The organism is Lishizhenia sp., from assembly GCF_033720595.1.
Lineage (GTDB): Bacteria > Bacteroidota > Bacteroidia > Flavobacteriales_D > Crocinitomicaceae > Lishizhenia.
The window spans coordinates 1-13,757 of sequence record NZ_JAWWCF010000069.1; the positions used below are offsets into that span (position 1 = coordinate 1).

Consider the following 13,757-nt stretch of genomic DNA (forward strand, 5'->3'; position numbering starts at 1 on the left):
GGAAGTAAATCGGCCAAAGTAGATTTTCCACTTCCAGACTCTCCTACTAAAGCAACAGTTCTTCCTTTTTCGATATCGAAAGAAACGTTTTTAATCACCTTCTCATCTTTGTAGGCGAAAGAAATATTGTTAAAGCGAATTTTCTCTTTCAACCCTTCCATTTTTTGAGGAGAAGTAGGGTCTAATATTTTTTCATTGGTAAACAAAGTTTCATCTATTCTGTCTTGAGAAGCTTTGGCTTTATTCATGTTTCCAATGTTTTTGGCAACGGCCTGTATAGGAACTAGCAATTGCGAGAACACAATTATGAATCCCATGAATTCTTCTCCAGTAAATCCATCTTGATCGGTTCCGTCCAAAATCATATTTCCACCGAACCAAACAATCCCTATCATTACAGTAGCTCCTAAAAATTCATTTAAAGGAGAACTCAGGTCTTTCTTTCTAAATGTTTTGGTAATGAGTTTCTGGTGGCGTAAGTTGATAGCCGCAAATTTTTCAACGGCTTTACCTGTTGCATTAAATCCTTTTACGATTCTTATTCCTCCTAAATATTCATCTAAGAAAGAAAAGAGAACGCCCATTTGTTCTTGTCCCTGTTTGGCTGTACGTTTTAAACTTTTGGCAATTCTAGAAATTACTAATGCCGATAGCGGTAACAGAATAAAAGAGAACAACGTTAAACTCGGACTCCAATAGATCAATACAGAAACGGTAATAATGATAGATATAGGATCTCTAAATAAAAGCTCCAACATGGCCACAACAGCGATTTCAATTTCATTAACGTCTGCATTCATGCGCGACATTAAATCTCCTTTTTTCTCTTCAGTAAAGTAAGACATAGGCAAACGCATCGATTTATTGAAAAGGGCGTCTCTGTAATCTCTTACTACTGCCATACGCAATTGTGATTGGTTGTAAATAGCGATATAGCGAAATAAGTTTTTAAGAAAAAAGGCGGCCAAAACCGAGCAACATACAAAGAAAAGGGCCTCTTTGGGTCCTCTATCAACCATACTTTGCATAAAAAACTTATAGGCGTCTTTTGCATACTCTATGATGGCAGCAGGGTTGTATGATGATAATACTGGATCGGCAACACGTTCAATTTCCTCGTCTCCTTTGGGGAAGATCAATTGGAGAAAAGGTACAAAAAGCACCAAAGAAACTAAGTTGAAGATGACGTATAATAAGTTGGAAAATATCGTGATTAATGCAAGGGCTTTGTACTTAAAAGTGGCCTTGTATATTTTGAATAACTGCTTCATAATCTCATGCAAAGATAGGTTTTTGTTTTTCTAGGTGAACACTATACAAACAATTCTTAATTTTGCGGTATGGGAACTGTACGTCAAAATAGAATAGAGCAAGTTATACAACAAGAATTATCAGGTGTTTTTCAAAGAAATGCCAGAGAGTATTGTTTAGGTGCAATGGCAAGTGTAACGGTAGTTAGGGTAACTCCAGATTTATCGTTGGCTCGTGTGTACTTAAGTATTTTTGCAGGACCTTCAAAAGAAGAAGTCTTAGAGAGTATAAGAGAGAATAAAGGGAAAATCAAAGCAGAACTAGGGAAGCGTTTGAAGAATATGAAGAAAATGCCAGACCTTATTTTTGATATTGATGATTCGTTAGATTACGCAATGAAGATTGACGAATTGTTAAAGAAATAAACTCCCTTATTTGAACATATCTTTTCACATAGCGCGCCGATATTTTAAATCGAAGAAATCAACAAATATCATCAACCTTATTTCTAAAATAAGTGTGGTGGGGATTATGGTTTCAACGATGGCGCTCATTGTGGTTCTTTCCGCTTTTAATGGTATTGAAAAAATTGTGGTGGGTCTCTATACCGATTTTGACACTGACCTCACGATTAGAAGTGAAAAAGGGAAAACCTTTAACCAATCCTTTTTAGACCTTGATACCCTTCGAAATTTTGAAGGAGTAGATGGACTCTCCCGGGCCCTAGAGGAAATAGTAATTTTAAGAAAAGGAAATAAATGGGTGAAAGCCCGTATGACAGGGGTAGACACAAGTTTTCTCCGTATGTCTAAAATGAGTAGTCACCTCTATGAAGGGGATGCTATATTTGATTTTGAGGGCTTGCCTGTGGCGCTTTTTGGGGTTGGGCTTCTTCAGAAATTAGACACGTATGTTCCGCGTTTTGCAAATGAAAACAGTGTCTTGTTTAATGTTCCGTTAAGGGAAGGTAAGTTTAGACCAGGTAAAAATCCTTTAAGTACTAAGCACATTTATATAGGTGGGAGTATGAACTTCAATAAAGAAGTGAACGACGAACAAGTTGTACTGCCTTTTGAACTTGCAAATGACCTATTAAAATACAAAGGGGATATCTCTGCCGTTTATTTAAGTGTAGATCCTGCCTATGATAATGAGGAGGTGAAACAAGCACTGTATGAGGTTTTACCGAAAGGCTTCGTGGTGAAAACAAATTTTGAAAAAAACGAGCTGATCTTTAAAACTTCGAAGTCGGAACGCATCATCGTTATTTTCATCCTCATCTTCATTTTTATCCTCTCAAGCTTTAACTTGATTGCTTCTATAACCATGCTTTACGTGGAGAAAAGAGATAATATCAAAACACTCTACAGTATGGGGATTGATAAAGAGGCGATGTTTAAGGTGTTCTTTTACGAAGGTTTATTGATCAGTATTAGAGGGATATTTTTAGGGATAATTTTAGGGTATACCATTTGTATTCTACAGATTAATTTTGGCTTCGTTAAAATGCCTAACTCAAACGGTGAGTTTTTCCCTATTGCTTTAAAGTGGATGGATGGACTTATGATTATTGTTTCAGCCATTGTTTTGGGTGTAATCGCCTCGTACTTACCGAGTAGGTATTTGTTTAGAAAACACGATAAAACCTATTTCTTCCAAAAGTAAGGCAGATAATACATCTCCATTTTCCTTAAAAGTTTACAGGTCTAAAACCTTTAGGCCTTTTGTCAATCCCGATTATTTGTATTATCTTACACAGCAAAAGCAACAATAGACAACCGTTAAAAACATTGTCAGTAATTACATTTCATGGTTTAAGCGTTCTGTAGTAGTACAGGACGCTTTTTTTATAAGAAACAAAAAAGGATGCAAAATAGCTGCATCCTTTCTTTTTTGAGTATTTATATGATTAATCAAATGACTGGTAATAGTTCTGACTCAGTTCAATTAACTTCTCGTATTCTTCTGGTGTTAAGTCAGAATGGTAGAAATTAACTGGGTTAACCTTATGACCATCCTTTTCTACTTCGTAGTGCAAGTGAGGTCCAGTACTTTTACCTGTTGATCCCACTAAGCCGATTAAATCTCCACGTTTTACTTTATCACCTTTTTTAACTTCGAACTTGCTCAAGTGAGCATATCTTGTTCTATATCCAAAACCATGATCAATAACAATTTCTTTTCCGTATCCCCATGAGTTGGTTACCACTTCTACAATAACTCCATCTCCTGTAGAATAAACTTCAGCTCCAACATCTGCAGTGAAATCCATTCCCCAGTGCATTTTACGAGTTTTGTAAATAGGGTCGATTCTCCAACCATACCCAGAAGCTGTACGCTTTAAATCATCGTTACTTACGGGTTGAATTGCGGGTAAAGAAGATAGTCTGTTTTCTCTTTCCTTGGCGAGCTGTAAAAGTTCTTTAAAAGAAAGACTCTGCGCATAAAGCTTACTCTTAACACTGTCTATCGTTTTAGCTGTTTCAATTAACAACTTGGAGTTTGACATGTCTTCGTATTCCTTGTACTTATTTGAACCTCCAATTCCCATTCTTCTCAAATCTTCTGGAAATTCTTCGGCGTATAAGGCTACTCTATAAAGCTGTCTTTCTTTCTCTTCTATGTCTTTGAGTACCTTTAAATTCGCTTTAGCTATCGCATTTAATTTATTCAAAGCATAATCCTTCTGCTCGAGTTGGGCTTTCAATTCTTTTTCCTTGGGAGTCTCAACACTCGTCTCAAAAACAAACGCCAAACCCAATCCTATAATTACACTAGGTGCAACTATGATCAATCCTTTGAGAAGTTTTTGTCCAAAACTAATCTGTACTTCCTCGTAAGCGAGGGTTTTAGGATTGTATTTATACTTTGTTTTTCCCATTAAATTTCTTTAAAAAACGATACAAAATTATACAAATAATCTAACTTTGCCCAAGTGTTAACATACCTTAACAGGGGTTTATTTATTGAAAATAAGTTATTTAGCGATGACAATACAAGAAATTAGAAGCCAATTTTTAGCGTTTTTTGAGTCTAAAAACCACAAAATCGTGGAATCGGCACCAATGGTAATTAAAAATGATCCAACATTGATGTTTACCAATGCCGGAATGAATCAGTTTAAAGATTATTTCTTAGGTCATAGCGTACCTGCCGACAGGAGAGTATGTGATACACAAAAGTGTTTACGTGTTTCAGGAAAGCATAACGACTTAGAAGAGGTTGGTGTAGATACTTACCACCACACCATGTTCGAGATGTTAGGAAACTGGTCCTTCGGAGATTACTTCAAAAAAGAAGCAATTGACTGGGCTTGGGAATTACTTACGGAGGTATACAAAATTGATAAGTCGCGTTTATACATAACTGTTTTCGAAGGAGACAAAGAGGATGGTTTAGATGTAGATAACGAAGCTTTTGAACTTTGGAAAGAGCACGTAGCAGAGGACAGAATTATTTTGTCTGACAAAAAAGATAACTTCTGGGAGATGGGAGATGTTGGTCCTTGTGGTCCAGCTTCTGAAATTCACGTTGATATTCGTTCTGATGAAGAAAGAGCGAAGGTTGATGGTAAATCTTTGGTGAATATGGATCACCCTCATGTAATTGAGGTGTGGAACTTAGTGTTCATTCAATACCAAAGGAAAGCAAACGGAAGCCTGGAGAAATTGCCAGAAACGCACATCGACACAGGGATGGGCTTAGAACGTTTGGCAATGGTGCTTCAAGGTAAACAATCGAACTACGATACAGATTTATTCCAAAGTCTTATTCAACACATCGCTAAAGTGGCGAAGGTGGATTACGGTAAAAAGGAAGAAACAGACATAGCCTTACGTGTAATTGCAGATCACGTTCGTGCAATTGCGTTCTCTATTTGTGATGGTCAGTTGCCATCGAACACTGGAGCAGGGTATGTTATTCGTCGTATCTTAAGAAGAGCGGTGAGATATGGTTACTCTGTATTGAACTTAAATGAGTCTTTCATGGCTGATTTGAGCAAGGTGTTGGTACAAGAAATGGGTGAAGCTTTCCCGCAATTGGAGAGTCAGAAAGAACTGGTTGAAAAAGTAATTAGAGAAGAAGAAAATAGCTTCTTTAGAACTTTGGAGCAAGGTATTAAACGTATGGATGCTATCATGGATGCTACAAGAGCCGCAGGTTCTGATGTAGTGAATGGTGATGCAGCCTTTGAATTGTACGATACTTTTGGTTTCCCATTCGATTTAACTTTGTTAATTGCCAAAGAAAACAAGTTAACAGTAGACGAAAAAGGTTTTGAAGCTTGCTTGAATGAGCAAAAAGAGAGATCTAGAGCTGCAACTTCAGTTGAAACAGAAGACTGGATTTCAGTTGCTGGTGGAGACGACGTAGATTTTATCGGTTACGACAATTTAGAGGCAGATGTTAAAATCACAAAATACCGTAAGGTAACCCAAAAGAAAAAATCATTCTACCAATTGGTGTTTAACCAAACTCCGTTCTATGCAGAGGGTGGTGGACAAGTTGGAGATAAAGGATATATAGAAAATGGCGACGGAAAAGTGGCGATTTTCGATACGAAAAAAGAAAACAACCTTATCGTTCATTTAAGCACAGAATTGCCGAAAGATGTAGAAGCAACTTTTAAAGCTGTGGTAAATGAAACAAAAAGAAATTTATCGGCAAGTAATCACTCAGCTACGCACTTATTGCACCATGCATTAAGAGAAGTGTTGGGAGATCACGTAGAGCAAAAAGGATCTTTGGTAAACGATAAGTACTTGCGTTTCGACTTCTCTCATTTCTCTAAGGTAACGGATGAGGAAATAGAGAAAATTGAAGCCATGGTAACGCAACAAATTAGAGCCAATATTGCACTAGATGAAAAGCGTGCTGTAGCTATGGAAGAAGCACAAAACATGGGAGCTATGGCCTTGTTTGGTGAGAAGTATGGAGATAAAGTAAGGGTCATCAAATTTGGAGATTCTGTTGAGCTTTGTGGAGGTACACACGTTGGAAACACAGGAGAAATAGGATTGTTTAAAATTACTTCTGAAGGAGCGGTTGCTGCAGGTGTAAGAAGAATTGAAGCCATCACGAATGCGGAGGCAGAGAACTTTTACAAAGAGAAAGCAAACACAGTAGCCGAAGTAGCTAGTTTATTGAAGAACCCAAAGAATTTGGCCAAATCAGTAGAAGACTTAATAGAGAAGAACAAGCAATTGAGTAAGCAAATAGAAGCCTTCCAAAAAGAGAAAGCAACGATGATGAAATCTGAAATCAAATCTAAAGTAGAGGAGATGGATGGGTTTAACTTTATCGGTACTAAGGCTGGATTAGACGGTGGTTCAATTAAAGATATCTTGTTCCAATTGAAAGGTGAAGTAGAAAACTTATTTGCCGTTATCGGTGGTGAAGCAGACGGAAAATGTACTTTGTCTATCATCATTAACGATGACCTAGCGAAAGCGAAAAATTTGAATGCTGGACAATTGGTAAGAGAAGCTTCTAAATTCATCCAAGGTGGTGGAGGTGGTCAAGCTGCCTTTGCAACAGCAGGAGGTAAAAACCCTGCAGGATTGGATGATGCTATAGCATTGATCAAAGAGAAATTAGCATAAGATGAAGAGAAGACCACGCGTACTGATACTTACCTATTATTGGCCACCCAGTGGGGGAGCCGGAGTACAGCGCTGGTTGAAATTCGTAAAACATTTACCAGATTTAGGGTACGATCCTGTTGTCTACACTGTAGAGGATGGGGAGTACCCTTCTGAAGACTACGGACTTTTTAAAGATGTTCCGGAAGGACTAGAAATCATCAAAACTCCAATTTGGGAGCCCTATGATTTGTACAAAAAGTTCATTGGTCAAAAGAAGGAAGAGAAGGTAAATGCCGGATTCATTTCCGAAAATAAAAAATCAAGTAAACTTCAAGATATTGCTGTTTGGTTAAGGGGAAATCTGTTTATTCCTGATGCCAGAAAGTTTTGGATCAAACCTTCCATTAAATACCTGATGAATTACTTGCGCAGTAGACCTGTAGATATTGTTATCTCGAGTGGTCCACCGCACAGTATGCACTTGATCGCTCAAGAATTAAAGCATAAACTCGAAATTCCTTGGATAGCAGATTTTAGAGATCCTTGGACCAATATAGATTTCTACAAAGACCTTAAACTCAGCAATTGGGCCGATAAAAAGCACAAGCGTTTAGAAAAAGGTGTATTGACGAAATCTGATAAAGTCATTACAGTTGGACCAACCCTGGCTAAAGAACTTGAGGCACTTGGTGCCAAAGATGTAAAAGTCATTACCAATGGTTATGACCAAGATGACTTTGTAACAGACCCTGTAACGGTAGATGAGAAAATCAGCATTGTACACATCGGTTCTATGAACAGGGATAGGAACCCCGAGAACTTGTGGAAATACCTTGGAAAACGCGTACAAACAGATGCTGAGTTTGCGAAAAAACTAGAGGTTAGACTAATCGGTAAAGTAGATATTGCCGTTTTAGAGTCTATAGAGAAAGAAGGTTTAAATACTTACCTCAATAAAATAGATTACCTCGCACACAGCGAAGTCGTAGCAGAGCAAAAGCGAAGTAAAGTTTTACTCTTGGTAGTTAACAATACGCCAAATGCACTGGGTATTTTAACCGGGAAAATGTTCGAATACATGGCTGCAGAACGACCTATTCTAATGATAGGTCCAAAAGCTGGAGATGCGGCAAAGATCATCGATCAAAATTATGGTGAGGTCTTCGGATTTGAAGAAGAGAACTTCGATGCTTTCTTCAATCAAGATTTTGATACACTAAAATATTCTTCAGATCCTAAAGATTACGAACGCAAAGCCCTTACCGGAAAATTAGTAGAGGTGATGGACGAAATTATCGCAGCCCACAAAGAAAGCCTGGGATAGGATTTCGGGTAGTCAAGGAATTTGATGATTTGAGGGATTTGAAAATTAAATGATTTAAGTACCGACTCGTGTCGGTTATTTAAAAATTTAAGGTATTATCCTTTTTCCAGTGATACTGTTTCTCAAATAATTCAAATCTAATAAAGGATAAAGCTTATTTTCGTTGTGATGACAGTGCAAAAAGAAATCCAGAATTGGGCCCAATTGAAAATAACCCAATCAACCAAAGATCCTTTGGTGAATTTCGTATGCGCTAAAAATCCATTGAGTTTTCGTGATGATGAAAGTTATGCGTTTAAAGGTAGCGCACGAAAACTGTATACAGAAGCAGAAGATTACAGAAAGAATAGCGGTATAGAAACGCTTTGCTTGGTGCAGGAGTTAATTACCTGGAATTGGAAAGAAGAAGAAATTAGAACGCCCATTTACCTTACCCATGTAGGTTATAAAAAAGTTGAATTAGGGAAGTGTATTGTTTTTAAACCTTTGCTAGAAAGTACTTTTCTTAATCCTTTTCTTCAAAGTGTTTTTCAATTAAAAGAAGAAGCAAGTCTTGAAGATATAGAAGCTGCTTTTCAACAAGAGCAAGTTGCTTATAAAATTGAAAAGGTCAATACTTTGGCCAATGTGCATCCTTATCGTTTCAATATTCTAAGGGAGTTACAAGAATTAGCAGAACAAGATATTGCGGCCTCATCCCTTACTCAAATGCTGGGGTATGCAAAGAATCCTACAGATAGCTTACCTTTTGGTGATGGTTTGTTAACGTATGCTGATACAGATCAAATTGAAGTTTTTCAAACCTTGTGTCAAGAAGATGTAGTCTTGCAAGGACCTCCGGGTACGGGGAAATCGCAAACCATAAGCAATGTATTGGCAAAAGCCTTATCAGAAGGTTACTCTGCTTTGCTATCTTCTGAAAAATCGGTAGCGTTGGAAGTCATCTACGAGAAATTCAAAAAAGCAGATCTTCATCATTTTTTGTGTTTTTACAAAGGGAAACAATACAAGAAGGAATTTATACAACAGCTCAAGGAGGCATGGTTGTTTTTAGAAAATCATATTCCTTCAAAGGCAACTTTGTTGAACATTAGTGAATTAGAAATTCAGCAATTAGATAACCGATTAGACCGACTAAAAAGTCCAACAGCCATAGGCGGTATTAGTTTATGGGAATTCAAATCGTTATGGGAGGGTAGGGATCTCGACAAAGTTGAGGTTAATGATCAATTACCTGATCTTAAAGATTGGCAAGCGTGTAAAGAGGAGCTCTCATTTTTCTTAAAAGATGAATATTTCAAAACGCATAAGTCATGGGCACAGCTGCCCTCTTTGATTTTTGAAAGCGAAGAGCAGTTATCAGCTTTTACTAAAGAATTAACAGAAATGAATCTTCAGGTTGAAGCGTTGTTTGGAACAGATTTAAGTGTTGCCGAAGTACAAGAACGTATCCGCTACAGTGATTTCATTCACCTCTTCTTTTATGATGAACAGTTGATCCCAAAAGAACTCTTAGAAAAAGAGAGTACACAGCAGAAAGCATTTTATAGAAGTTATACTGCTTACCATAAATTGTTGGATGAAAAAGAGCTCTTGCTAAAGGAAAGAGAGAATTGGAATAAGAACATAAGTCTTAGTGAGATACAAGGCTTTCTTGATTTTTTTGAAAGTGAAAAAGGATTTAGATTTTCGCATTTTAGGGTAAAGAATAAACTAAAACGACTCACCGAGTTACACTATGAAGCAATTCCTGGTGGACTCCAGAACCTAAAACGTTTAGAAGAAGTTGAGGCTAAACTCGTAGAGCTTAAAGCCAAACTAAGAAAGCAGCACTTGCCCGAAGACATCAAGCATTTAAACAGTTATAAAAATACGATAGACAGAAGTAGAAGTGCAGATGTGAATATTGTAAAAGTAATAGCTGCGATGTCTGATGCTGAACGTATTGATTTATATCAAAAAGCAAAAGAATACAATGCGCTAAGGCAGTTTTTTAAGATTTACTTTCAAGAAATTTCAGCAGATGCTAACTGTACAGAACATTGTAATGAAATTTTGAATGCGCTTCCTTTTTGTAAAGCAGTTTTACCAAGAATTCAAAATCTAGATAAGGCAGCACGCTATGCTTATGTCAACTATTCGGATATAGAAGAGATAGAAATGGCGGTAGTCAAAACAGCTTGGTTAAAGTTTAAACACCTCAACCCTGACTTGTCTACTTTTGACGGAGAAGCGTTGAATTATGGTATTGAAAGAATCGCAAAACACATTGCAGAAGAGCAAAATACTTTTTCAGCAGTACTTAAAGACAAGCAAAAAGAAAAGTTCGAAAGCTATAATACCTTGTTAGCAACGCCGGCAGCGAAGTTAGATGAAGCCAAAAAAGCCCTGAAAAAAGAACTGCGAATAGGTAAGAAAATCCTAATCAATGAGTTTGGGAAATCCAGAAGTCACAAGAGTTTATTGGAGCTCATGACCAGCGAAGCCAAACATTGGTTAAGGGCAATTCAACCACTGTTTTTACTCAATACCTTTCAAGTTGCAGATACTTTGCCTTTGGAGCAAAATCTGTTAGACCTATTGATTTTGGATGAGGCTTCACAAATACCTATGACTCATGCGCTGGGAAGTGTTCACAGGGCCAAAAGATGTCTGATAACAGGAGATTCTCAGCAGATGTCGCCAAGTTTGTACTTTGAAAGGGATACAGAGGAAGGGGATATTCTCCACCAAGCAAGTTTTCAGTTGAAGAATTTGCATTTGCAACATCATTATAGATCTAAGCATAATGCATTGATAGATTTTTCTAACCGTAATTTTTACCAGAGCAGTTTACAAGTTTTTCCAGGTCCTGCAACGCAAGCACCTGTTTTGGAGGTGAAGGATGTACCCGGTGTTATGTTGGAGAAAGGAAACAAAGTAGAAGCTCAAGCTGTGGCTGACTATATTGGAGAACTCCTAGCGGCAGGACAAAAAGATTTGGGTATTGTATGTTTTAATGATAAACAAGTGAAATTGTTGAGCAAGACCCTTTCTCCTGAGCAAATGATGTACTTGGAAGATGACCAGAACAATTGCTTTATCAAAACCTTGGAAAAAGTACAGGGAGATGAATGCAGGCACCTGATTATATCAACAACCTATGCACCGAACAAAGAGGGTGAGTTTGCCATGCGTTTTGGTCCTCTAAATAAGGTGGGTGGAGAAAAACGTTTGAATGTATTGATGACACGCGCACAAGAACGCATTACTTGTTTTAGATCCTTTAAGGCGCAAGACATGAAGTTGAGTGCAAATACAGGTGTTGAAACTTTGCGCAAATTGATGAGCTATCTTGAAGCACATAAGGACAAAGACGAATTGATGCTCCCGCAACATTTGGAACAAGTTTCGGAAAGTGAACTTTGTGTGGATGTGAAAAAGTCGAGTGAATTAAGCGCTCGAGAATTCTTAACTCAGCACATGGTTTTAAGTAACAGAGGTTGGAGCTTAAGTTATAGATGCTAGGTGTTATCATTTAAAAAATTGAAAGACTACCTCCACTGAAAAAATCGTTTAGCATGCCTCCTTCTGGATAAGCTAAATACATTATGTATAATGCCTCCTAGGTTTCCGAGCGGAGTCGAGGAGTCGTAATTAAAACAGAGTGGAACTATTGCCAAATAGCATGAAGTTTACCGAATCTAAAAAACCTTTAGCAAATATTTAACAGTCCAAACCTCATAGCCTTCTCGCGCCCTAAGGACTTTTTATTATTTTAGGTGTCCCAAGATTCTACAAAAGAAAAAACATGAGTAAAATACTGATCATAGACGACGAAAAAAGCATAAGACGAGCGCTACGCGAAATTCTAGAATTTGAAGATTTTGAGGTGGATGAAGCCGAAAATGGAAAAGAAGGAGTGAAGTTGGCGACGCAACAATACTATGACATCATTTTCTGCGATATCAAGATGCCCTTGATGGATGGAATGGAAGTATTGGAAGCTTTTAGAAAGGAGAAAGTATTGAGTCCTGTGATTATGATTTCTGGACATGGAAACATAGAGACAGCTGTAGAAGCAATTAAAAATGGTGCCTTCGATTTCATTGAAAAGCCCTTGGATTTGAACCGTATTTTGGTAACCATTAGAAATGCGAAAGACAAGAGCTCTTTGGTAGAAGAAAAGGAAGTGTTAAAGAAAACGGTGCGTAAATTCAAAGGTTCATCTATCATTGGTGAGACGCCTGAGATTTTAACGATCAAAGAAATGATAGAGAAGGTGGGACCTTCAGATGCGCGTGTTTTGATTACAGGTGAAAATGGAACGGGAAAAGAATTGGTAGCGCGTTCTTTACACGACAACAGTTCTAGAAAAGAGGAGACTTTCATAGAAGTGAACTGTGCAGCCATTCCTTCTGAATTGATAGAGAGTGAATTGTTCGGACATGAGAAAGGATCCTTTACTTCGGCAGTAAAGCAGAAGAAAGGGAAGTTTGAGTTGGCTTCAAAAGGTACCTTGTTTTTAGATGAAATTGGAGACATGAGTGCTTCGGCTCAGGCCAAAGTTTTGCGTGCTTTGCAAGAAAATACTATACAACGCGTGGGGGGTGAGAAAAACATCAAAGTGAATTGTAGAGTCTTGGCGGCAACCAATAAAGATTTGAGAAAAGAAATTGAAGCTGGTAATTTTAGAGAAGATTTATACCATAGGTTGAGTGTAATATTAATGCACGTTCCTTCTTTAAATGAGCGCAAAGATGATATTCCATTGTTGGCAGAGCACTTTATGACTATGGTGTGTGCAGAACATGGTATTCCAAGAAAGAAGTTTTCTGATGCAGCGCTCAAAGCCTTGCAAGAGGTGAACTGGACCGGGAACATTAGAGAGTTGAGAAACATCACCGAAAGGTTGATTATTTTATGCGGAGACGAAATCTCTGCAGAGGATATTACCACTTTTGCCAATCCTAAGAAATAAAAGAAGTAAAAGTCTATATATTAAAGTCCTGTACACTGCGTATCGGACTTTTTTCTTTTGTGGACTGTCATTGCTGTCACTGTTTGTGGGTAAATTTGAAATTGGAGATTCAAAAGTCTACCCGACATGCTAATCTGGTGTATAGTCAAGTTTCAAAATTCAAAACCTTGGTAATTCCATAAATCCTTCAATTGTTGAGTTCTATTACGACTAAATTGTCATCCTTTGATTGATAATCTCTAGGCATTGACTTACATTTGTAGCCATACATTTAGCAATCAAACCCTACTTAGGGAGTCAATTGGAAAAAGGGATATGAAATTCGGAACAAAGGCTATTCATGCAGGACTGGAACCAGATGAGGCAACCGGTGCAATTATGACACCGATTTATCAGACCAGTACCTATGTTCAAGAAGCGGTAGGGAAGCATAAAGGCTATGCCTATTCACGATCTCAAAATCCTACCAGACATGCTTTAGAGCAGAATATCGCAGCTTTAGAAAATGCAAGATTTGGAGCTTGTTTTGGTTCTGGAGTTGCAGCAATTGATTGTTTAATCAAAATGCTTCAACCTGGAGATGAGGTAATATCAACCAACGATTTATATGGCGGTTCTTACCGTTTGTTTACAACCA

General features: G+C 37.7%; 9 protein-coding genes. 7 read left to right on the forward strand and 2 right to left on the reverse strand.

Features of this window, described 5'->3' with window-relative positions; all coding sequences use genetic code 11:
* A partial coding sequence (locus R3333_RS06700; protein ID WP_318958016.1) for an ABC transporter ATP-binding protein occupies positions 1–1,271 on the reverse strand: 1,271 nt, incomplete at its 3' end.
* A gap of 69 nt (positions 1,272–1,340) precedes the next feature.
* On the opposite strand from R3333_RS06700, the gene rbfA reads away from it, so the two are divergent.
* Both rbfA and R3333_RS06710 read left to right on the forward strand, forming a co-directional pair.
* A complete protein-coding gene (rbfA, locus tag R3333_RS06705) occupies positions 1,341–1,676 on the forward strand; it encodes a 30S ribosome-binding factor RbfA (RefSeq protein WP_318958017.1) in 336 nt (111 codons plus the stop codon).
* Between the two features lie 10 nt (positions 1,677–1,686).
* Positions 1,687–2,916 (forward strand): FtsX-like permease family protein, encoded by a 1,230-nt coding sequence (locus R3333_RS06710; protein ID WP_318958018.1) that lies wholly within the window; start codon positions 1,687–1,689, stop codon positions 2,914–2,916.
* A 244-nt stretch (positions 2,917–3,160) separates the two neighbouring features.
* On the opposite strand, the gene R3333_RS06715 is transcribed toward R3333_RS06710, so the two are convergent.
* The gene (locus tag R3333_RS06715) at positions 3,161–4,132 is read right to left on the reverse strand and encodes a M23 family metallopeptidase (RefSeq protein ID WP_318958019.1); all 972 of its coding nucleotides are present in this window, start codon (positions 4,130–4,132) and stop codon (positions 3,161–3,163) included.
* A 106-nt stretch (positions 4,133–4,238) separates the two neighbouring features.
* Here R3333_RS06715 and alaS point away from each other — a divergent pair, with 106 nt between their 5' ends.
* From alaS to R3333_RS06740, 5 genes are all read left to right on the forward strand, one after another.
* Positions 4,239–6,854, forward strand: coding sequence for an alanine--tRNA ligase (alaS, locus tag R3333_RS06720; protein WP_318958020.1), 2,616 nt, complete (start codon positions 4,239–4,241; stop codon positions 6,852–6,854).
* Between the two features lies 1 nt (position 6,855).
* Positions 6,856–8,160: a glycosyltransferase gene (locus R3333_RS06725; protein WP_318958021.1), complete on the forward strand. Its 1,305-nt coding sequence runs from the start codon at positions 6,856–6,858 to the stop codon at positions 8,158–8,160.
* A 168-nt stretch (positions 8,161–8,328) separates the two neighbouring features.
* Positions 8,329–11,667 carry an AAA domain-containing protein gene (locus tag R3333_RS06730; RefSeq protein WP_318958022.1) on the forward strand — a complete coding sequence of 1,113 codons (3,339 nt, stop codon included), beginning with the start codon at positions 8,329–8,331 and terminating at the stop codon, positions 11,665–11,667.
* A gap of 283 nt (positions 11,668–11,950) precedes the next feature.
* Complete coding sequence (locus R3333_RS06735) at positions 11,951–13,120, forward strand: sigma-54 dependent transcriptional regulator (protein WP_318958023.1); 1,170 nt, start codon at positions 11,951–11,953, stop codon at positions 13,118–13,120.
* A 315-nt stretch (positions 13,121–13,435) separates the two neighbouring features.
* The coding region (locus tag R3333_RS06740) for a PLP-dependent transferase (protein WP_318958024.1) at positions 13,436–13,757 on the forward strand (322 nt) is incomplete at its 3' end.

Bases quoted from the DNA above. Each gene is read 5' to 3' on its own strand.
- rbfA (WP_318958017.1), top strand. From the start codon at position 1,341: ATGGGAACTGTACGTCAAAATAGAATAGAGCAAGTTATACAACAAGAA.
- R3333_RS06715 (WP_318958019.1), bottom strand. From the start codon at position 4,132: ATGGGAAAAACAAAGTATAAATACAATCCTAAAACCCTCGCTTACGAG.
- R3333_RS06725 (WP_318958021.1), top strand. From the start codon at position 6,856: ATGAAGAGAAGACCACGCGTACTGATACTTACCTATTATTGGCCACCC.
- alaS (WP_318958020.1), top strand. From the start codon at position 4,239: ATGACAATACAAGAAATTAGAAGCCAATTTTTAGCGTTTTTTGAGTCT.
- R3333_RS06735 (WP_318958023.1), top strand. From the start codon at position 11,951: ATGAGTAAAATACTGATCATAGACGACGAAAAAAGCATAAGACGAGCG.
- R3333_RS06730 (WP_318958022.1), top strand. From the start codon at position 8,329: ATGACAGTGCAAAAAGAAATCCAGAATTGGGCCCAATTGAAAATAACC.